General features: G+C 35.6%; 25 protein-coding genes. 8 read left to right on the top strand and 17 right to left on the bottom strand.

Features of this window, described 5'->3' with window-relative positions:
• Positions 1-3: 3 nt before the first annotated feature.
• The 4 genes from FHY47_RS00940 to FHY47_RS00925 form a co-directional block, all read right to left on the bottom strand.
• Positions 4-876 carry a transcriptional regulator CcpC gene (locus FHY47_RS00940; RefSeq protein ID WP_066100883.1) on the bottom strand — a complete coding sequence of 291 codons (873 nt, stop codon included), beginning with the start codon at positions 874-876 and terminating at the stop codon, positions 4-6.
• 107 nt (positions 877-983) lie between these two features.
• A complete protein-coding gene (locus tag FHY47_RS00935; protein WP_066100885.1) occupies positions 984-2,489 on the bottom strand; it encodes an MDR family MFS transporter in 1,506 nt (501 codons plus the stop codon).
• Between the two features lie 259 nt (positions 2,490-2,748).
• Positions 2,749-3,195: a cyclic-di-AMP-binding protein CbpB gene (cbpB, locus tag FHY47_RS00930; protein WP_066100889.1), complete on the bottom strand. Its 447-nt coding sequence runs from the start codon at positions 3,193-3,195 to the stop codon at positions 2,749-2,751.
• Positions 3,196-3,403: 208 nt separating this feature from the next.
• Positions 3,404-3,643, bottom strand: coding sequence for a YkuJ family protein (locus FHY47_RS00925; RefSeq protein WP_066100892.1), 240 nt, complete (start codon positions 3,641-3,643; stop codon positions 3,404-3,406).
• 414 nt (positions 3,644-4,057) lie between these two features.
• Between FHY47_RS00925 and FHY47_RS00920 the strand changes: the two genes are divergently transcribed.
• Positions 4,058-4,297 carry a glutaredoxin family protein gene (locus FHY47_RS00920; RefSeq protein WP_066100896.1) on the top strand — a complete coding sequence of 80 codons (240 nt, stop codon included), beginning with the start codon at positions 4,058-4,060 and terminating at the stop codon, positions 4,295-4,297.
• A 59-nt stretch (positions 4,298-4,356) separates the two neighbouring features.
• Here the strand turns inward: FHY47_RS00920 and FHY47_RS00915 are convergent, their stop codons facing one another.
• From FHY47_RS00915 to FHY47_RS00905, 3 genes are all read right to left on the bottom strand, one after another.
• Complete coding sequence (locus tag FHY47_RS00915; RefSeq protein WP_180349914.1) at positions 4,357-4,995, bottom strand: DUF3993 domain-containing protein; 639 nt, start codon at positions 4,993-4,995, stop codon at positions 4,357-4,359.
• Between the two features lie 228 nt (positions 4,996-5,223).
• The gene (gene fadH / locus FHY47_RS00910; protein WP_066100902.1) at positions 5,224-5,988 is read right to left on the bottom strand and encodes a 2,4-dienoyl-CoA reductase; all 765 of its coding nucleotides are present in this window, start codon (positions 5,986-5,988) and stop codon (positions 5,224-5,226) included.
• Between the two features lie 195 nt (positions 5,989-6,183).
• On the bottom strand, positions 6,184-6,393 hold the full coding sequence (locus tag FHY47_RS00905) for a hypothetical protein (protein ID WP_066100906.1): 210 nt from the start codon (positions 6,391-6,393) through the stop codon (positions 6,184-6,186).
• Between the two features lie 326 nt (positions 6,394-6,719).
• On the opposite strand from FHY47_RS00905, the gene FHY47_RS00900 reads away from it, so the two are divergent.
• Positions 6,720-7,508, top strand: coding sequence for a metallophosphoesterase (locus tag FHY47_RS00900; protein WP_306821535.1), 789 nt, complete (start codon positions 6,720-6,722; stop codon positions 7,506-7,508).
• Positions 7,509-7,572: 64 nt separating this feature from the next.
• Here FHY47_RS00900 and FHY47_RS18775 read toward each other — a convergent pair whose 3' ends face one another.
• From FHY47_RS18775 to FHY47_RS00890, 3 genes are all read right to left on the bottom strand, one after another.
• A complete protein-coding gene (locus FHY47_RS18775) occupies positions 7,573-7,728 on the bottom strand; it encodes a hypothetical protein (RefSeq protein ID WP_175354217.1) in 156 nt (51 codons plus the stop codon).
• Between the two features lie 93 nt (positions 7,729-7,821).
• The gene (locus FHY47_RS00895) at positions 7,822-8,184 is read right to left on the bottom strand and encodes a fluoride efflux transporter FluC (RefSeq protein WP_077247944.1); all 363 of its coding nucleotides are present in this window, start codon (positions 8,182-8,184) and stop codon (positions 7,822-7,824) included.
• On the bottom strand, positions 8,181-8,561 hold the full coding sequence (locus FHY47_RS00890) for a fluoride efflux transporter FluC (RefSeq protein ID WP_140461227.1): 381 nt from the start codon (positions 8,559-8,561) through the stop codon (positions 8,181-8,183). Before FHY47_RS00890 ends, FHY47_RS00895 begins: the two co-directional genes overlap by 4 nt.
• A gap of 181 nt (positions 8,562-8,742) precedes the next feature.
• On the opposite strand from FHY47_RS00890, the gene FHY47_RS00885 reads away from it, so the two are divergent.
• Entirely contained in the window at positions 8,743-9,237 is a 495-nt protein-coding gene (locus tag FHY47_RS00885) for a YkyB family protein (protein WP_066100915.1), read from the top strand.
• Positions 9,238-9,264: 27 nt separating this feature from the next.
• Here FHY47_RS00885 and FHY47_RS00880 read toward each other — a convergent pair whose 3' ends face one another.
• Positions 9,265-10,170 (bottom strand): chemotaxis protein, encoded by a 906-nt coding sequence (locus tag FHY47_RS00880; protein ID WP_148629530.1) that lies wholly within the window; start codon positions 10,168-10,170, stop codon positions 9,265-9,267.
• A gap of 228 nt (positions 10,171-10,398) precedes the next feature.
• Between FHY47_RS00880 and FHY47_RS18770 the strand changes: the two genes are divergently transcribed.
• A complete protein-coding gene (locus FHY47_RS18770; protein ID WP_175354218.1) occupies positions 10,399-10,569 on the top strand; it encodes a hypothetical protein in 171 nt (56 codons plus the stop codon).
• Between the two features lie 76 nt (positions 10,570-10,645).
• Here the strand turns inward: FHY47_RS18770 and corA are convergent, their stop codons facing one another.
• Complete coding sequence (gene corA / locus FHY47_RS00875; RefSeq protein WP_077247945.1) at positions 10,646-11,602, bottom strand: magnesium/cobalt transporter CorA; 957 nt, start codon at positions 11,600-11,602, stop codon at positions 10,646-10,648.
• Positions 11,603-11,769: 167 nt separating this feature from the next.
• On the opposite strand from corA, the gene FHY47_RS00870 reads away from it, so the two are divergent.
• A complete protein-coding gene (locus FHY47_RS00870) occupies positions 11,770-12,924 on the top strand; it encodes an aminotransferase A (RefSeq protein WP_066100921.1) in 1,155 nt (384 codons plus the stop codon).
• Positions 12,925-12,988: 64 nt separating this feature from the next.
• On the opposite strand, the gene FHY47_RS00865 is transcribed toward FHY47_RS00870, so the two are convergent.
• The 4 genes from FHY47_RS00865 to FHY47_RS00850 form a co-directional block, all read right to left on the bottom strand.
• Positions 12,989-13,867 (bottom strand): NAD(P)-dependent oxidoreductase, encoded by an 879-nt coding sequence (locus FHY47_RS00865; RefSeq protein WP_395940462.1) that lies wholly within the window; start codon positions 13,865-13,867, stop codon positions 12,989-12,991.
• Positions 13,868-14,029: 162 nt separating this feature from the next.
• On the bottom strand, positions 14,030-15,751 hold the full coding sequence (gene ptsP, locus FHY47_RS00860) for a phosphoenolpyruvate--protein phosphotransferase (RefSeq protein ID WP_148629528.1): 1,722 nt from the start codon (positions 15,749-15,751) through the stop codon (positions 14,030-14,032).
• Positions 15,751-16,017 carry a phosphocarrier protein HPr gene (locus FHY47_RS00855; RefSeq protein WP_066100932.1) on the bottom strand — a complete coding sequence of 89 codons (267 nt, stop codon included), beginning with the start codon at positions 16,015-16,017 and terminating at the stop codon, positions 15,751-15,753. The genes ptsP and FHY47_RS00855 overlap by 1 nt, the downstream gene beginning before the upstream one ends.
• Positions 16,018-16,492: 475 nt before the next feature.
• On the bottom strand, positions 16,493-17,236 hold the full coding sequence (locus FHY47_RS00850) for an SDR family oxidoreductase (protein ID WP_066100935.1): 744 nt from the start codon (positions 17,234-17,236) through the stop codon (positions 16,493-16,495).
• A gap of 216 nt (positions 17,237-17,452) precedes the next feature.
• Between FHY47_RS00850 and FHY47_RS00845 the strand changes: the two genes are divergently transcribed.
• A complete protein-coding gene (locus FHY47_RS00845; protein ID WP_066100938.1) occupies positions 17,453-17,956 on the top strand; it encodes a sigma-70 family RNA polymerase sigma factor in 504 nt (167 codons plus the stop codon).
• 64 nt (positions 17,957-18,020) lie between these two features.
• Here FHY47_RS00845 and FHY47_RS00840 read toward each other — a convergent pair whose 3' ends face one another.
• On the bottom strand, positions 18,021-18,215 hold the full coding sequence (locus tag FHY47_RS00840; RefSeq protein WP_066100941.1) for a hypothetical protein: 195 nt from the start codon (positions 18,213-18,215) through the stop codon (positions 18,021-18,023).
• Between the two features lie 271 nt (positions 18,216-18,486).
• Here FHY47_RS00840 and FHY47_RS00835 point away from each other — a divergent pair, with 271 nt between their 5' ends.
• Together FHY47_RS00835 and map are read left to right on the top strand one after the other, a co-directional pair.
• Positions 18,487-18,666 carry a YkvS family protein gene (locus tag FHY47_RS00835; protein WP_066100944.1) on the top strand — a complete coding sequence of 60 codons (180 nt, stop codon included), beginning with the start codon at positions 18,487-18,489 and terminating at the stop codon, positions 18,664-18,666.
• A 166-nt stretch (positions 18,667-18,832) separates the two neighbouring features.
• On the top strand, positions 18,833-19,576 hold the full coding sequence (gene map, locus FHY47_RS00830; protein WP_066100948.1) for a type I methionyl aminopeptidase: 744 nt from the start codon (positions 18,833-18,835) through the stop codon (positions 19,574-19,576).
• Positions 19,577-19,579: the final 3 nt, after the last annotated feature.

Here is a 19,579-nt window from a genome sequence, read left to right as displayed (position 1 = left end):
TTTCTATTCAATTAACATTTCCTCAATCAAACTTACAAAAGCCTTAACCTGTCTTAATTCTAAGGAAGCATCGTAGCTTACAAGCCATGTCTTTCTTTCAACAGACTGCCCCTCCAAATCATACAAGGGATGTTTAAAATACGAGGCTTCACCTTCTCTTAAAGAAATACCGGGCAATATGGCATACCCAATTCCATTCATCACCATTTGTTTACAGGTTTCAATTTGATCCACAAGAATGGTACGTGTCGGTGGAATTCCATAATGGCGGATCCACCAATTTTGAATCTCTCGATAATAGTTCGAATCACTTTTAAACAAGATAAATGGGCGTTCTGTAGTTAACGCATCTGATAATTGGTTAAGCTCGGTATCCACAAGGTATAAGTGATCACTGAACAATAGCTTTTTATAACCATGCCAGTCAGGAACCCCTCTCAATATACCAATATGAGACTCTCCATTATAGATATTTTCGATCATTTCACTGCTCCAGCCTGTCACAAGTGAGATCTTAACATTGGGATATTTGTTAACATATTTCTTTAAAATCATCGGGAGCCAATATTGGCCGACTATAGAAGCACTCGCAATTTTTAATGTACCTTGTACATTATGATTGAGAGCATCTACTTTTTCTCGTGTTTTTTCTTTTAATTTCAGGGATTCCCTGGCATATTGAACGACAATTTCTCCCGCCTCCGTCAACGTCATTCCTTTTGCTGATCTAATAAAAAGCGGTGTTCCCCATTCTCTTTCTATTGATTGAAGACGTTGTGAAAGTGCCGGCTGAGAGACAAACATTCTTTCGGCAGTCTTACGTAAATTCAGTTCAACAGCAAGAGTATCCAATAATTCAAAATCAGTTATAACCATTTGTTCTCCTCACAAACCAATCTCTTCTTAATCAGACATTCATTTTATTTTACCTTTATATTCTGCTGAACTGCAAATATTACAATATAGCAGATTTAATGAGGCTGTTACGATTTCTCTTTTGGCATTTTCAATATCAAGAACAAGCTCAGTATAGCCAGTAGTAAGACAATGAAATACACAATACCCAATGAATGTGTTAATCCACTTTGGATCTGTTCCAATCTTTCCGGCTCTAAAGAAGATCGAATCTCAGTGTTAAGCAATTCGTTTACCGAATTTAAATCTATATTTTCATTTTGAGAATAATAAGCGTTTAAACGATTATTCAATATACCTCCCAATAATGCGGCACCGATTGTGTTTCCCAGATTTCTCATGAACATGTTTGCAGCTGTTGCAGCACCTCTTTGTTCCCAATCCACAGTAGATTGGATGGACACGATAAAAGCAGTGCTTGTAAGCCCCATTCCCACACCAAGCAAGAAGGATCCAGAAGCGGCCAAAAACACATATCCATGGGAGGGCAAAAATGTAAAAGCCAGTGCACCCAGTATGATAAAGATTCCACCTGTTATACAAGTAGTACGATACCCTATCTTCAAAATCATATTGCCTGATATAAAGGATGCTATCGGCCACCCTATAGACATGGCAGTAAGAGTAAATCCTGCTATCATTGGGGATTCCTCCATTACTCCCTGTACAAATGTTGGTAAATAGCTTGATACTCCAATTAAAACAATACCGGTTGTAAGAGAGGTTAAATTAGCAAACAATATTGATTGATTCTTCCAGATAGAAAAAGGCATAACGGGCTCTACAGTTCTGTTTTCATGCTTCACAAAGCAAAACACCAAAATTAGCAGGAGTATAATTAACAACGAACTTTTTAAAGAAAGCCAGGAAAATGAAATCCCTCCTTGCACAAATAAAAACATTAAAAGCGACAAAGAAACAGCAAGCATTGCTGAACCCATATAATCTACCTTTTGTTTTTTAACCGTCTTTTGCTCATGGAAGAAAAATAGCAAACCTCCTAAAGAGAGAAATCCTAACGGAATATTAATCCAAAAGATCCAGCTCCATGATATGTACTCGATTAATAATCCGCCAATAGCAGGTCCCAAAATAGCCGATATTCCCCAAACACTTGATAAATAACCCTGAACTTTTGCTCGTTCTTCTTTCGTATATATATCCCCTACAATTGTCATTGCAACGGGCGTAATGGCTCCAGCTCCAAAACCCTGTATTAAACGAAAAAAAATTAAGCTTTGCATGGACCATGCATATCCAGAGCCGAGGGAACCAAGCAGAAACACTGTAATCCCAAATAACAATACTGGTTTTCTGCCAAATAAATCAGATAACTTCCCATAGATCAATACCGTTACCGTATTCATTAGCAAATAGGCTGAGAAGACCCAACTATACAGGGAGAAGCCTCCCAGATCACCAACGATCTCAGGCATTGCAGTTGAAACGATAGTACCCTCGATGGCACCCATGAATAAAGCCAATAGGATTGAAATTAATACTAAAGGGCGTTTTGTCTTCTTCTTTGCCCTTTTGAAAGACTTTTTTTCTATGCTTGAATCGATTGAATTCATTTTTCCACGCCCCTCCCTATCATTTTAACGAAGTTCCTATCCTGGATAAAGTTAATTTGGAATATTATATCTATTAAAAGTTTTGTTGAGTTATTAGCATGTCTTAGAGTGTTTTATTGATAACATTGTTTAAAGTCACTTTTAAATTTAAGTTATACAACTTTATAAACCATGTAAAAAACGCCTGGATCTTTATCCAGGCGTTTTAAAAAATGTTTATTTTTTAATCCACTCATCATTATCGATTGAGATACTGATATTAATTATATTTAATGATTTTTATTAAACGATTTGTATGCTTCATAACCTGCCTTCTGGTCAATATACCTTCGAAAGCTCCCTCAGTACCTACCACACATACAAATGGATGATCAATGAGAAGTTCCATTGCTTTTTCAATTGAATCACTTTCTTTAAGACATGGAAGATTGGGATCCATCACTTCTGCAACCTTCATCTCTTCCAGTTTTTCAAATTCAATTCGCTCCAAGCCCAATATTGCATCCATTATCTTTGGTGTACTAATTAATCCATGCAGCTTATAATCATGTCCCAGAACTGGTATAGCAGTATATCCGCTTCTAGTAAGAACCAATAATGCATGTTCGAGATTATTTTCCTGCTGTACATGAGCAACACGTTCAGACGAAATCATTAAATCCTTTACAGTCAGTTCGAATCCATCTAATTTTTGCATATCTAACATGGTTAAGAACCCCTTATATAGTTAGTTCCTGGTTATCCACTTTTGGTTTTATTCGGAAGACTTAACTGTTCGATTTGTCAGTAATTATCTTCCCTTCCCCACTTTAAAAATTTAAGTTAGAGATTTTCAGAAGCATAACCTACATGATTAGGAACAAATACCTTCATCATGATAATGGAACATAACCAAATCATCTCAAATTTCCAAATTAGCTATAAATTAACTCAAAAATTTCAATGGCAATCATATCAATATTATCAAATTGATACTTCATAGTTTTTCCTTTATCCTGAAAAATCTCTAATTCGAATGTTTCAGTTTTATCGAAATAAGATACTTGACATTTAACTTGACCTTCAACTTCAAACACACGTTGTGCTGTATCTGATACTTTCCCTTGCTCCTGTAAGTTTTTCAAACGTGATAAAATTCCTTGTAATCGTGACATATCTAATATATGCTCCTTTCATGACTTACCAACAAATAAAATATATTGTCGCTTATGGACTGGCCATTAGTAACAGAATAGAGGAATAGGCATTATTTGTATACCCAAATTCATTATAACGTATTTGATGGTTACACCTTTTATTTCATCTCTTTTTTTAGAGACTTCATCATTTTATCATAAAAACGTTCCAAGAAAAATTCCAGCGCCATATTTTTCACTTTAAAGCAGACTCAATCAAAATAAATTGACAAGATCTCTCTGGTGTTGGCAATTCTTTTTCTCTTTCTAGTTCTTTAATTTGATAAAAGATAGCCCTGCCTGATATCCTACTTAAAATTTGTACTATAGTAAACAAAAAAGTTTCATGTATACTGGTAGATACAAATTAAACAAAAGAAAGGATAGAAAAAAGTGGAACCAGTTCTTTTTTTTACGCAACCAGGCTGTCCGCCATGTGCTTACGCCAAAAATTATTTTGATGAGCACAATATTCCCTATACCTTAAAAGATATTCAGAAGGATGCAAAAGCAAAAAAAATACTTATGACCAAATATGATTCATATTCTACCCCAACGTTTGTCATTGGTGATCAAGTAATCATTGGATTTAACCAGGAACGAATTATGGAATTGTTAAATATTAGAGATTAATACAAAAAAGCTAATCCTCATTCAAGCAGGATTAGCTTTTCCATTCATGCCATCAGTATCTAGAAAGCAATCATCCCAAACCAATGAGACATATGATTAATGAACCCGTAGCTAATATAATCTGTCAATCTGTTTATGAAAGTCGGATTGGATGGCTCCTTATCCACACTCGAATTTTGGGCTATTTCTTGACTGTCATCAAGTGTTTTCGGATCGAAAGCAATTTGGTAATCATTAATTACCCATTTATTATGGTCATACATCAGCCCGATTGCCTCGTAATGCCCTTCATAGCTGACTGGTCCATCTGTATTGCCTGGAAACCATTCATACACATACCATTGATCATTAGCAGAACTATATCCTAGTTTAGTATGTTCACTATATGTAAAAAAAGGAATATAATAAAGGGCTATATCCGTACCATAGGTTTGATAGCCACTACCATCCACACTTTTTTGTACATTCATGTTTATAAAATCCTCAGTGTATTCCTCTGAGAAGGAATTTTTTAATAAATCTCGAATATTGTCCATTGATCTTGGTTTTTCTGAAAGAGATACCTGCAATTGAAATGCGCTATCTAAAAGATTAAATGCATCTTGTTTATCCAGTGTACTTTTAGCATCTACTTTGACAAGAGGAGAAACCGCTAATACAAGCATGGTAATAAACAACGAAGTTAAAACCTTTTTCATTATGATCCTCCTTTTTAAGTACATATCTCAAGGCCTTTATTAGCTTATTCCCCTTTTTACCAGAATAAACACTTTTTACTGAAAAATAATACAAGGATAGTGAAAACTAAAATATCATCTTAAACAGCTAGTCAAATGAACGCACAAAAAACAGTTCAATTAAATCAGCATATTGAACTGCTCTTTAAAGATTTCAATTCTTATTAAAACCATTCATCCATCCTATGCCTAAAACGGAAATTGATTGAGATGAGCACCGCCATCCATTGTAATACAATCACCATTAATATAGTATGCCCGATCAGACAGTAAATACAGGGCTAAATCTGCAATTTCCTCCGGTGTTCCTAATCTTCCAAGCGGAACACTTTCAAGCGTTCTTTGAGCTGCTTCTTCCGATTGAAATAACTTATCTGCTCCCCCAGTTCTTTCAATCGGCCCGGGAGCTATCGCATTTACGCGGATTCCATATTTTTTACCCCATTCCACAGCCAAAGTTCTAGTCATTGTCAGCACACCAGCCTTTGCTGAGGCAGAGTGAATGACATATGGACCTGCATCCCACGCATAGGTAGCGACCATATTGATGATTGATCCTTTAATGCCATTTTCTATCCAATACTTGCCGATGAGGCTGCTGCAGTAAAAAGTACCATTCAAAACAATATCAATGACAGATTTCCAGCCATTCGGTGATAGATCCTCTGCCGGACAAATAAAATTACCTGCTGCGTTATTAATCAAATAATCGATTGTACCAAATCTGTTAACCGTCTCTTCAATGGTTCTTTTAACATCCTCCACATTTCGAACATCCATCTGAACAGCCAGTATATTCTCCTGATTTTCTGCAAATTCTTTAATGGTGTTATCCAGTTTTTCTTTATTCCTTCCGGTAATGACTACTTTAGCCCCCTCATTTGCAAAACGTTGAGCCATAGCCTTTCCCATTCCACTAGAACCACCAGTTACAATCACTACTTTTCCCTTCATATGAGCCCTCCAAATAAAATGAATGATTATTCACTTTTATTATATCACAAAATTCTGTCAATAATATCCAGAAATGCTGAATTAGCAAAATAGATGAAAAATATAGATATAACGGGATTTTTAAATTTTAGCCAATCAAATTAAATGATAAAAGGGCCGCCTAATGGCCGCCCTTAAAAATTTTATATGTTTTACTTATGATTGATTGATTAGTTCATTAAGTTTAGAAAGAGTACTAATCAATGTTTCCTTTTTATTCGTACCTTTGCCATTTACTTTTAAATCATTAAGCATAACAAATACTCTGCCGGGATCTCCTTTTTTATGGAATCCATACATATATACTTTTATCATTCCTATTTTTGCAGGAAGATAGATCATTTCATATGATTTGGCTTTATTCATCTGTAACACCCTCGTCCTCAGAATGAAACATCCCATTCAGTTAACTAAATATATAAATCATTATTTCTATAAATCTAAATACCTATTGTATTTTAATTTTACCTTATTTTAGGTAGTTAATCTATAGACCAAATAGCACATAAATTTTGTAATCAAAAAGTAATACTCATACATCTTAACAATTTTCTTAATGAATGATAGGATTAGACTGACTATTATGAGATAGGAACTTTATAATGAAGAAAATAACCAGAAGATTCTTTTTAAAAAAATCATTTGCCTATATAGCTACTATTCTTTGCTCTCTTATAGGAGGGCGATTTTATATGAAAGATATTGAACCCTCCTGGGTTGATATAACACGTTTTTCCTATTCCCACCCACTTATTCCAGACTCCTTTCAAAATATTAGAATTGTCCAATTCAGTGATACTCATTTGGGTTTCCAATATAATTTGTCAGATTTAGAAAAAACGGTTGAAACCATTCATTCACTTAATCCCGATATTATTTGTTTTACAGGTGACCTGATGGATAATCCGAATGAATATAGAATAACTCCTAAGCTCAATCAATTATTAAGTCAGCTGGAGGCACCTCTTGGTAAATATTGCGTTTTTGGCAATCATGACCATGGCGGTTATGGTACGGAAATTTACAAAGAGACTATGGTTAGTAATGGATTTACCCTGTTAGTAAATGAATCAAACTTTATAACCCTGCAGAATGGCCGTCAAATCGTAATAAGCGGGGTAGATGATGCAATGCTCGGCAAGCCCAACCTGGATGTAAGTATACCGGTACAATCCAGTGATTTATTTACCATTCTTCTATCTCACGCTCCTGATTATGCTGATTATGCCGCCAGTTACCCAGTTCATTTACAATTAAGCGGACATAGTCATGGAGGACAAATTCAGTTTCCTCTTTTGGGTGCGATTGTGACTCCTCCTTTTGCAGAAAAATACAGGGAAGGATCCTATAAAGTTGGCCCTTTATCCTTGTATGTAAATCGTGGTTTAGGTACAACCCGAATTCCATACCGGTTATTTTCACGTCCTGAAATCACGGTCATTGATTTGCAGAAAGGCCAAGAAGGCTTAAAAAAACGATAAAGGCAAACGAGCAGACCCTACATTCTGCCCGTTTGCCTATTTTCTGGCTGTTTTATGCCATGTGTTATTTCTTCTTTTTCAGATACTTCTCTTCAGCTTCAATAGCAGGAATTGGTCTTGAAAAATAAAAACCCTGTGCTTTTTCACATTGTATATCTAACAGAAAATCTACCTGTTTATTACCTGTATAGCTTTTAATGTTACTCTTTAAAGTTGTCATAGTCAGGGCACCTAATAGTTCATTTTTTGAAATAAATTACATTTCTTTCGATTATTTTATAATACATTGTCGAATTTTCATAGAGACGAGCGGTTAATGTCCTATATTTTTCATAAGATGATAGCACAACATACAACAAACTGACGTTCCTGCCAAAGAAAAACTTACATAAAGCAATAACTTGCGGTGTTCCCGGCTCAGCATTAAATCCAAGGCTTCAATTGCAAAAGTTGAGAATGTAGTAAAAGCCCCCAAGCTTCCTATCACAGTAAACATATGCATACCGCTTCCCCGCTCTATTCCTATCCCGGCCGATATACCAATTAAACACGAACCAATTAAATTAATAACAAGAGTAGCTAGAGGAAATGAATGATTATATTTTTTTAACCAGCCAGTCATTACATATCTTAAACATGCTCCGAGAAAACCACCTAATACAATTAATATAATCAACGCGCTTCCCTCTTTATCCAACTAGACATAATAAACCCTAACCATGCCATTAAGAGACCTGCAATCATACTCAGAAAAAAATAAATAAGACTATATAGGGGATAAGTTGCTGCGAGATTGGTTATTTCCAATGCAAAGCTACTCATCGTTGTAAATCCTCCACATAAACCAGTTCCAAAAAATAATTTTAATCTTTCATTTCCCTCATTTTTAAATAGCGAATAGGTGAGATAGGCTAAAACAAAGCTTCCAAAACCATTTATGAATAAGGTGTTAAACGGAATAGGACTGCCAGATGACGGGATCAATAAACTTATCCCGTATCGAGCTAACGCACCCATTGCCCCTCCGCAACCAGTAAGTAGCAGCTTTTGCAAGGTATCACACTCACTTTCATAATTCTTTTACCTTCAATTTCTCGGGTAGTCTGTTTTGAAAATTAATTCGTTCAAATAAGATATGAAACGTTTTTCCTTTTATCCCATAGCAGAACACGTTATAATCAGTTATATGCTTTTACTTATTATCATGAAATATTCTTAGAAGAAAGGAACATTTATGAATCAAAATAATGGGAATCTTCCTAATCCCGCCTGTTTTACTGCCGATGACCTGGGAGAAGCGATTTATTCTGTGAATAGACATGCAAAAACTGCATCAGACCCTAAATTTCTATACAATCTAAAGAAAAAAACGATTATTAAAATGCTTGAAGAAGGAAAGGCAAAGAAAATAGGCCTTCAATATTCAGACCATCCTCATTTAAGCTTCCAACAATCAGATGTACTGATACAATGCGGAAAGTATACATTCCATATTCCGCCCTCAAAGGACGACTTTCAAACATTAACACATCTTGGTCATTTATCAAAAGAGGTAAGAAACCCCTCTTCACGTCTTTCTTTATCTAAAGCAAAAAAACTATTGATGTCTTATACAGGATGCAAGGAAAATTCAGATAATGATCGCGCTAAAGACTATAAAAAGAAATACCAAAAACCGACTTTTACGCGTCTTGGTGAATCCTATCCATATCAAAATTGGAAAAAGTAAAGCTGCTGAACAAAGGGTTCAGCAGCTTTACTTTTGTAAAAGTTTGTCTAACTGTTTGACCAGTTCAACTATTTCAGGTTTACTAATTTGTGCATCTGCTCCTACCAACTCTCCCTTATTCCTTAAATCGTCCGTAATTAATGATGAAAAAATGATAACAGGCAAATCCGACAAGGTAGGATTTTCTTTAATTCGTTTGGTTAGATGGTGACCATCCATTTGTGGCATTTCTATATCTGTAATTACCAAATGTACATCATTCAGTAAGGTTCCTGCTAGTGCCTTTCCCTCTATAAAGGTTAGCGCTTCCTTGCCATTTTCAAAGAAATCGAGTTGTTCATAACCGGCTTCTTTTAATGTCTGCATCAACAGCTTCCGCAACAGCGGTGAATCCTCAGCAATTAATAAATGCTTATTAGATCGTTCTCTAACTCCTAATTTTTGAATCTGATTAATGGTTATTCCTGATTCAGGATTGATTTCCAAAATAATTTTTTCATAATCAAGCAGTAAAAGCATTTCATTATTCATTTTAATGACACCAGTAATCTGACTATCCAATCCCTGGTACATATCAGATGGTTTTTCTATTTGGTTCCATGAAATCCTATGGATTTGGGTAACGGTATGTACATGAAAAATGACCTTTATTTTATTAAACTCAGTCACTATAAATTTATCTTTTTCAGGAGCTTGGGATGCTGGGAGATTCAGTGCACTGGCAATATCTACTACAGGGAGTATCTCTCCACGAAGTTCAATGATTCCTTCAACATGATGATGTGTTTGTGGAACACCGGTAATCCGTACTGGGTTAATAATTTCTTTAACTTTGATAACATTAATTCCAAATTTATGCTCGCCAATACCAAATTCCACGATTTCCAACTCATTTGTTCCGCTCTCTAGCAGGATTCCTTTTTGTTCATTCATTTTTAACAGCGCCTTTCCATATCTCTTACGATTAATTGCAGTAAGATAAAGCCTTCTTTCTAGTATCGGCTTAAATTAATGTTTTTTTATAAATATTTAAATTTAAATCGATAATCGTGTTTATTTTGTGAAACTTTGCTCAATGATATAGACGCTTTAACAAATGAGGACTATTATACAGATAAAAGCATAACTTAAATCAATATGCTGGAAAGAAGGGGTTGACTTATGAAAGGTACTGCCATTTTATATGAAGATAACCATGTTATTACTTGTTTAGAGAATATTCAATTTAGCGAAGTTGAAAAATACACACATAACCAAACTGATGAATCTTACGCAACTCCTCAGCTTACTATGTGGCATCCAGAAGAAATCGATTGGGATTACGGATATTAATATAAATAAAGGACCCAGTCCTGTAAACATGACCTAAGCGGCTTTAGTTCTAAATACAATAGAGCTAAGCCGCTATTTATTTTTCATTTCTGTACAGCCTTCGGAATAACCAACCTTTCAGCATAAAGAGAATCATCATTATAACTGTGATGATGATCATAAAAAGAAGAACATACCAAAAACCATTGCGAAAACTTAAACCAGGCATTTCAGAAAAATTCATACCATATAAACCTGCAATAAATGTTAATGGCATGAAAATAGTCGTAATAATCGTCAAGGTCATCATTGTTTCATTCATTTTATTTGAACTGACCGCCATATAACTATCTCTCAGATCTGTCGAGAACTCTTTGTAGCCATCAACCAATTCTTTTAATTTCAATAAATGATCATACACATCATTAAGGTAATGATGATGTTCAGAAAGAGCACTGATTCTCTCAGAATGAATAATCCTGTACATCAAATCATTCATGGGCAAGATAATTCTTCTTAGTCGCGAAATCATCGTTCGAATTTCGTATAACTGACTCATTGGATCATTATTAAGAGAATGCTGCAGGTGATCTTCCAAGACATTTAATTGCTCCTCTATTTGATAGGCCTTTGGAAGATAAGCATCTACCACTGCATCAATAATTTTATGCAGGACATGGATAGAAGTATCCAATTGATCTGTTACTCCCCATACTTTATCTATTTCCTCTATATGATCTTCATGAACGGTTACGATTGCTTTTTCATTTACGTAAATATCAATCTCATTTCTTTCGAAGTTTTCATTTAAGGAATGAATGATAAAAAACATATAGGATTGATAAAAATCCACTTTAGGTCTCTGGTTGATTCGATCAAGACAGTCCTCTATAGTGAGAGGGTGAAAATTAAAATACGTACGGAGTATATTAGCCTCATATTCTTGCGGTGCGAGGATATCAACCCATACCAGGCTATAATCACGCTTCTGTAAGTCCTCCAAAGTCATTTCCTTTATACCATCAGTTTGATCCTTAACAAGTATTCGGTACACTATCTTCCCCCACCTAAGCAAAACGAATTACCCATAGTATTCCAAACCAAGTATGCATCATTCACCCAATCTTGCATACAACCATTTAGAGTAGGATAGTGTACACTTTCCTAAAGCAACCTTATAATAATAAAGATAAGAACTGTAATTAGGAGGTATGACCTGGAATGGAACACTTAATTAATCCTCATGTAAAAGAGATAGAAATATCCGGTATTCGGCAGTTTTATAATATGGTATCTGATATTGATGATGTCCTGTCCTTTACAATAGGATTACCTGACTTCCCAACACCCTTACATATAAAAGATAAAGCAATAAACGCCATTCAAAAAGATTGTACCACCTACACCCACAATGCCGGTTTACTCGATCTCCGGCAAGAAGTATCAAAATTTATGTATAGCCATTATTCACTTAAATATAATCCGGATGATGAAATTTTGATTACTGTAGGAGCAAGTCAGGCGATTGATATTGCCTTCAGGACTATTTTAACACCTGGAGATGAAGTCATTCTGCCTGGCCCTGTTTATCCCGGTTATGAACCATTAATTCACTTAGCAGGGGGAAAAGCAGTCCATGTTGATACAAGAAGCACCTCCTTTAAATTGACTCCACAATTAATCACAGAAAGTCTAACCGAAAAAACAAAATGTATTGTTCTTCCCTATCCGTCCAACCCAACAGGGGTATCATTAACGAGAGAGGAACTGGAGGAAATTGCTGACCTTGTTAGAGGAAAAAATATTTTTATCCTGGCTGATGAAATCTATAGTGAATTAACTTTGGACAGAACTCATACATCGATTGGTTCCATTATAAGAGAGCAAACCATTACTATAAATGGTCTATCAAAGTCACATTCCATGACCGGTTGGAGAATCGGCTTTCTGATGGCACCAAAAGCAATCATTAAACATATGATAAAGGTTCATCAATATAACGTATCCTGTGCCTCCTCTGTCTCACAGATGGCTGCACTCGAGGCTATGAGGAACGGTGAACATGATCCAGCTGCTATGAGAGAGGAATATAAAAACCGTCGTGATTATGTTTTTAATAGACTTGCGGCGATGAATCTCCAGACTGTATTACCGGATGGCGCATTTTACTTTTTCATTAAAATACCAGATGCCTTTAAAAATTCACTCGATTTTGCCCTCAAGCTGGTTCAATTTGAAAAAGTAGCTGTTATACCTGGATCTGCTTTTTCAAAATATGGAGAAGGATATTTCCGATTATCATATGCTGTTTCCATGGAGCAGCTTAAAGAAGGATTAAACAGACTTGAACATTTCCTAATTCAGCAGATAAAATAACAAGAGGCATTTCGTTAAAGGCATGATACCTTTTCGAAATGCTTCTTTTTTTAATGAGACTAAGTTACTGATTGGATGCCTCAGTATAATATTTATACAAGGCTTGTGTTCCACGGTTCTCTTCTCCCATATCCGCCAATTTTTCATACATAGCTTTGGCTAAAGTTAGCCCTGGAAAGTCAAGACCTAACCGTTCGGATTCTTCTAATGCAATTTTTAGGTCTTTTAAGAAATGTTTGATATAAAATCCCGGTTCAAAATCACCTTTTAATATCCTAGGCGCTAAATTGGTTAAGGAAAAACTTCCAGCAGCACCAGTTGAAATGCTTTTCAAAACTGTTTCAGGATCCAGGCCAGATTTTTCGGCATAAACAATCGCTTCACATACACCAATCATATTCGTAGCAATGGCTATCTGATTGCATAGTTTAGTATGTTGGCCCGAGCCAGCATCGCCCTGATGGATAATATTTGTCCCCATTGCTTTAAATACAGGCATCACGCTCTCAAAATCAGATTGATCACCGCCAACCATAATGGCAAGATTAGCATTTTGTGCACCAATATCTCCTCCGGAGACAGGTGCATCAAGGACATGCAATCCTAATTCCTTACCAGCAGCATATAACTTTTGTGCTAAAGACGGAGCTGAAGTGGTCATATCAATTAAATAAGTACCCGGCTTGGCATATTTTAATAAGCCTTCCGCCCCTAGATATATCTCTTCAACGTCAGAAGGATAGCCGACCATCGTAATAATAACATCGGCTTCCTCAGCGATTGCACGAGGGGACTCCTTCCAATCTGCACCTTCCGAAAGCAAAGGCTCACATTTGGACTTTGTTCTGGAATAAACACTGACAGGGTATCCCGCCTTCATTATATTCAATGCCATACTTTTACCCATTACACCAATACCGATAAAACCAATATGTAAATTCATCATAACGCTCCCTCCTATACCTCTATAATAGCAAAAAAAATCAACTGGAAAACCAGTTGATTAAGAAAGGGGGGTCACTAAAAGCATGTTGCTGTTTTGTGTCCACCTTTAATGTACCCCTCCGTTCAAATAAATAAACCTGTATATCTATTTTTATTGAAACTATTTTTGAGCTGTAGCTTTTTTAACCATTTCAACAATCTCTGCTGATGTTTTCATTTGTATAGCTTTTTCAGCCAAGTCTTGCATTTCGGTTCTAGTAAGTGTTTTAATTTGGGAACGTGCACGCAGAACAGATGTTGCGCTCATTGAAAACTCATCCAACCCTAATCCAACAAGCAACGGAATCGCCAGTTCATCCCCAGCCATTTCTCCACACATTCCAGCCCATTTGCCTTCTTTATGTGCAGCTTCAATCACCATTTTTACTAAACGTAAAATAGCTGGATTATATGGTTGGTACAAGTAAGATACACGTTCGTTCATTCTATCTGCAGCCATTGTATATTGAATCAAGTCATTCGTACCAATGCTGAAGAAATCTACTTCCTTAGCAAATTGATCTGCGATTACCGCAGTTGAAGGGATTTCCACCATGATTCCCAATTGAATAGAATCTGATACTTCAATACCTTCTTCAATTAATTTCGCCTTTTCTTCTTCAAGAACCTTTTTGGCGGATCTGAATTCATCTAAAGTGGCAATCATCGGGAACATAATTCTTAAATTCCCATACACACTTGCCCGTAAAAGTGCTCTAAGCTGCGTTCTGAAAATCGGTAGTTCCTCAAGGCATAATCGAATAGCACGGAATCCAAGGAATGGATTCATTTCTTTCGGTAGATCTAGATAAGGAAGCTCCTTATCTCCACCAATATCCAATGTGCGTACCACAACCGGCTTACCTTCCATACCTTCAAGTACAGCTTTATAGGATTCAAACTGTTCTTCTTCTCCAGGAAGATTATCTCTTCCCATATACAAGAACTCTGTTCTATATAAGCCTACAGCCTCAGCACCATTTGCTTTAACACCTTCAAGATCTTTAGGAGTGCCGATGTTCGCTGCTAATTCTATGTGATGGCCATCTGCTGTTACCGTTTTTTCGTTAACAAGCTTAGCCCATTCAAGTTTCTGCTGTGCATAAGCATCAGCAGCTTTTTTGTATTCTTCAATCAATTCAGGTGTCGGATTAATATGTACTTCACCTTTAAGCCCATCAAGTATAATCATATCGCCGTTTTGAATAGTTTCAGTTGCCTGTTTAGTCCCAACAACTGCTGGAATTTCAAGCGAGCGTGCCATAATTGCGGAGTGAGAAGTACGCCCTCCAATATCAGTTGTAAAGCCTTTAACAAATTCTCTGTTTAATTGAGCTGTATCTGAAGGAGTTAAATCCTCGGACACAACAATCACTTCTTCAGCAATCATACTTGGATTTGGTATTTGTACCCCAAGAAGATGACTGATAACCCGTTTTGTTACATCACGAATATCAGCTGCTCTTTCTTTCATATATTCATTATCCATTTGTTCAAACATAGTGATGAACATATCAGCAATTTCGCGCATAGCAAATTCAGAGTTGATTTTTTCAGACTTAACTTTCTCCTGTACAGCACCAAGCAATTCAGGGTCATTCAAAACAAGTATGTGAGCATCAAAAATGGCTGCTTTATCTTCACCTTGTTCTGTTTTGACTTTTTCACGAATTGTTTCCAATTCGGTCTGAGCCTTATTAACCGCCTCTTGAAGACGAGTTAATTCGGTATCCACTTCATTAATCGTGCTTTTTGTTACAGTTAAGTCAGGCTCCATTAAACGATAAGCTTTTGCTATGACAATTCCATTAGATGCCGCTATCCCGTTTAACATCGTTGTCATTACTTAGCCAATCCTTCTTTTGTTAATGTTTCCTCAATGGCATTTAATGCATCTTGTTCGTCATTTCCTTCAGCGATAATTGTAATATCTGAACCACTGCCGATTCCTAAAGACATAACGCCCATAATTGATTTAAGATTAACTTTCTTTTCTTTATATTCGAGGTTGATATCAGAGTTGAATTTACCTGCTGCTTGTACAAGCAATGTTGCTGGACGAGCATGAATTCCTGTTTCTGCAGTTACATGAAAAGTTTTTTGTACCATAAGTAATCGAGCTCCTTTATTAATAATTATTTTGTTTTAGCTATACGAATTCTAGCTGCTTACATCTTATGATTTTACCCAGTTTCAACCGGTCCTATGTATAAAAGGATGAACAGTCGAAATTATGTAGCTTTTCTCACAATATAGAGTAAAACCCTATAAGAGAAATGTACCTGAAAAATTAAAATTGTTCAACTGCTTTTATAAATTAAGAACCATAAATATATCTCACCTGTAAGATTGATTGAAACATAGTCTTTCAATAAATATAAGATTCATTTCTAATATATACCAGAATCCTATATACAATGAATTTATTCAGTAAAGTGTTTGCACACAGATAAGCAATTCTACAACTAAATTTCACATAGCTTGGAGAAATATCTATATATTGTATTTCCTATCGATTTTACAACAAAGGTATTTCTAATGACAAATTTGAAGAACCTTTCTATTCTGTTTTTTATTCATATTTTCAATCTTCATAAATCATTTTCCTTGTCATTCCACCATCAATAACCAGATTCTCTCCATTAATAAAATCGTTCTCTGGATCACTTAGGAATAAACATGCTTTTGCTATATCTATTGGCTTACCTACCCTACCCGAAAAATGCTGGGCGTGATCTATCTCACGTAAACCAGTGTAATCAGTCGTTTGAATCCAGCCAGGGCTAATACTGTTAACTCGAATACCTTTTTTGGCTAATGATGCGCCAAGAGCGTGCGTTAGAGCTAGGATTCCACCTTTGGATGCAGCATAAGCTTCAGAATTCGGTTCAGATTGTATGGCTCGGGTTGATGCTATATTAATGATAGAACCACCCGTTCCAGTCATCAGCTTAGCTCCTTCTCTTGCCAAAATAAATACACTTCGTAAATTGGTATTGATAATGCGATTCCAATTCTCTGTTGTCATTTCAAATAATGGAGTAAATTCACTTATGCCTGCATTATTTACTATAATATTTAACCTACCCCATTCACCTCTAATTATTTCCATTATATGAAGGCAATCATCCTCTTTGCTGAGATCGGCCTCAGCAAATAAAGCAACTTTTCCCATTGCCAATAGTTCAGCTTCAATTTTCTTTCCAGCTTCCACATCTATATCGGTTAAAACAACTTTCGCGCCTTTATTTGCATATTGTATTGCGATTTCTTTACCAATCCCATTTGCAGCACCTGTTACTAACACAACTTGATCCTGAAAATTCATTGTATCCAATCCTCTCTTTTAAATTAAATGGTTAGATTTTGTTATAGGAATCCATATTTTTTAAAATAATGATTATTTTAATAGAATTTATCCTCATTTTTCGCTAAAAACTCAACAAATTTTCAAATTTGCTTTTTTTACAGAAAGAATCTTTAAGCGTACTTTAAAGGTACCCGGGAATATAGAGGTCGCTCCTCATAGGGCAGGATTACGAGTATGGAAGACTTCGAATCATTAGTTAACCAATATAATCCATTAATACATCATATTATGAGAAAGCTTAATATTATTTGTGAAAAGGATGAATTTTACCAAATAGGATTAATTGCACTTTGGGAGGCCAGCCAAAATTTCAACCCTGAAAAAGGACAGTTCCTTTCCTATGCCTATAAGTCCATACAAGGTAAAATGCTTATACAGCTTTGCAAGTCCACTAAAATAAATGGGAGAGAATTAAAAAAATCACCTGAGTATTGGGATTTATTAAAGGTTGAAGAAGATGTTTCCTTCCTTGAATGGTACTTCCCTAAACCTTTTCTAACTTCCTTAACAAACAACCAATATATTTGGTTGGCTGAATACATTCAATTTGGTAAAACCATCACAGATATCGCATACGAATACCATACAACGTATGCAACGGTGAAATCTTGGAAACGGATGGCGCTAAAGAAACTAAAGCATTACCTTGAAATACATCCAGATGTGTTTATCAAATAAGGACAATACTGATTAAAATGTTAACAAACCCAATTACTTTATAATTGGGTTTGTTGATTTCTATTCAGCTTCTAGGCTCCTCTAAATAATGATAGGTCACACCCCCGCCTATATGAGCAGTTCCCCGAAAATGTTTAAAATCTTCCCTTTCTACAAGCACAGATCGAAACGCCATGAAATCCTGCTTTGCAACTTCAAGTTTATCTATTTCTCCATTTTTTAATTGATCAAATATGGATTGGATCTCTTCTTTATTCATTCGTAAAACCTCCTATATATACAAAACATGATACTCTCAAACCCCTACATTAAACAAGTATTCCATAGGAGCGAAAATATAAAGACTATTTATTCTTTTAACATTCCAATTAATCACAATTTATACTATAATTACAATATTATTCTGCATAAGCTAAATAGTAGGGATAATTTCTTTATAAGCGGACTTACGAATCCCGAAATTGCAAGGATATTAGTTTACTAATCAAGATCTGTTGATAACTTTAATAAACTGAAAAGGTGTGAACATGATGAAAAAGGCTGATGTAGGCAATATAATTGAATTCCGCGATGGATTGCGTGGGATTGTAGAAAAAGTAAATGAAAACTCAGTGATTGTTGATTTAACTTTAATGGAGAACTTTCATGATCTTGAATTAGAAGAAAAGACAGTCGTTAACCATAAAAATTATAAAATCATATATGAATAATTCGAGAACGGGGCTACTTGCCTCGTTCTCTTCTTGTCCCATTAATTTCCCTTACTTTAAATTTGTAAAAAACTTAGATATAATAGTGAGAATCGATTCCATCTGGAACCTTTCCACTAAACTTTTTATACTAATGAAGAGCATTACAGAAAGCAGGTTTAGTATCATGATTGTAAAAAACGAAAAAGATTTAGAAGGATTAAAAGCAGTAGGTGCAGTTGTTTCACGTGTCAGGGAAGCAATGAAATTAGCTACCGTTCCCGGTATTACAACACTGGAGCTTGATTTAATCGCAAAGAAAATATTTGAGGAAACCGGAGCTGTTTCTGCACCTAAAAATGAGTATGATTTTCCCGGGTTTACATGTATCAGTGTAAACGAAGAAGTTGCTCATGGAATACCAGGAAAACGTATAATTAACGAAGGCGATATGGTAAATATCGACGTCTCTGCAGTATTAAATGGATATTATGGGGATACAGGAATTTCGTTCCCGGTTGGCACTACAACTAGTGAAAAAGAAAAATTATGCCAATGCGCAGTTGATGCTTTTTATCAGGGAATCAGCAAAGCTAAAGCAGGCTCCAAGAAAAACCAAATTGGTAAAGCTGTCTTCAATACAGCAAAACAAAATGGATTCACTGTCATCAAAAATTTAACCGGCCATGGAATAGGTAGAAGTCTGCATGAAAAACCAGATCATATTTTAAACTATTTTGACCCATGGGATTCAGAGCTTCTTCATGAAGGTACAGTATTGGCCGTTGAACCGTTTATTTCTACAAAAGCAACCATGGTTACAGAAGCCGGTGATGGATGGACATTTATCACGAGTGACAAAAGCTTGGTTGCACAATGTGAACATACTATCATAGTGACAAAGAATGAGCCGATTATATTAACATTATAATGT

This window comes from Bacillus sp. E214, from assembly GCF_008087365.1.
GTDB lineage: Bacteria > Bacillota > Bacilli > Bacillales > Pradoshiaceae > Pradoshia.
Note: the sequence above shows the minus strand (reverse complement) of the source record. Positions and strands in the feature narration are given on the sequence as shown.

Coding starts and splice junctions, on each gene's coding strand:
- FHY47_RS00940 (WP_066100883.1), bottom strand. CDS start 876: ATGGTTATAACTGATTTTGAATTATTGGATACTCTTGCTGTTGAACTG.
- FHY47_RS00935 (WP_066100885.1), bottom strand. CDS start 2,489: ATGAATTCAATCGATTCAAGCATAGAAAAAAAGTCTTTCAAAAGGGCA.
- cbpB (WP_066100889.1), bottom strand. CDS start 3,195: ATGTTAGATATGCAAAAATTAGATGGATTCGAACTGACTGTAAAGGAT.
- FHY47_RS00925 (WP_066100892.1), bottom strand. CDS start 3,643: ATGTCACGATTACAAGGAATTTTATCACGTTTGAAAAACTTACAGGAG.
- FHY47_RS00915 (WP_180349914.1), bottom strand. CDS start 4,995: ATGAAAAAGGTTTTAACTTCGTTGTTTATTACCATGCTTGTATTAGCG.
- fadH (WP_066100902.1), bottom strand. CDS start 5,988: ATGAAGGGAAAAGTAGTGATTGTAACTGGTGGTTCTAGTGGAATGGGA.
- FHY47_RS00905 (WP_066100906.1), bottom strand. CDS start 6,393: ATGAATAAAGCCAAATCATATGAAATGATCTATCTTCCTGCAAAAATA.
- FHY47_RS00900 (WP_306821535.1), top strand. CDS start 6,720: ATGAAAGATATTGAACCCTCCTGGGTTGATATAACACGTTTTTCCTAT.
- FHY47_RS18775 (WP_175354217.1), bottom strand. CDS start 7,728: ATGACAACTTTAAAGAGTAACATTAAAAGCTATACAGGTAATAAACAG.
- FHY47_RS00885 (WP_066100915.1), top strand. CDS start 8,743: ATGAATCAAAATAATGGGAATCTTCCTAATCCCGCCTGTTTTACTGCC.
- FHY47_RS00880 (WP_148629530.1), bottom strand. CDS start 10,170: ATGAATGAACAAAAAGGAATCCTGCTAGAGAGCGGAACAAATGAGTTG.
- FHY47_RS18770 (WP_175354218.1), top strand. CDS start 10,399: ATGAAAGGTACTGCCATTTTATATGAAGATAACCATGTTATTACTTGT.
- FHY47_RS00870 (WP_066100921.1), top strand. CDS start 11,770: ATGGAACACTTAATTAATCCTCATGTAAAAGAGATAGAAATATCCGGT.
- FHY47_RS00865 (WP_395940462.1), bottom strand. CDS start 13,867: ATGAATTTACATATTGGTTTTATCGGTATTGGTGTAATGGGTAAAAGT.
- ptsP (WP_148629528.1), bottom strand. CDS start 15,751: ATGACAACGATGTTAAACGGGATAGCGGCATCTAATGGAATTGTCATA.
- FHY47_RS00855 (WP_066100932.1), bottom strand. CDS start 16,017: ATGGTACAAAAAACTTTTCATGTAACTGCAGAAACAGGAATTCATGCT.
- FHY47_RS00850 (WP_066100935.1), bottom strand. CDS start 17,236: ATGAATTTTCAGGATCAAGTTGTGTTAGTAACAGGTGCTGCAAATGGG.
- FHY47_RS00845 (WP_066100938.1), top strand. CDS start 17,453: ATGGAAGACTTCGAATCATTAGTTAACCAATATAATCCATTAATACAT.
- FHY47_RS00840 (WP_066100941.1), bottom strand. CDS start 18,215: ATGAATAAAGAAGAGATCCAATCCATATTTGATCAATTAAAAAATGGA.
- FHY47_RS00835 (WP_066100944.1), top strand. CDS start 18,487: ATGAAAAAGGCTGATGTAGGCAATATAATTGAATTCCGCGATGGATTG.
- map (WP_066100948.1), top strand. CDS start 18,833: ATGATTGTAAAAAACGAAAAAGATTTAGAAGGATTAAAAGCAGTAGGT.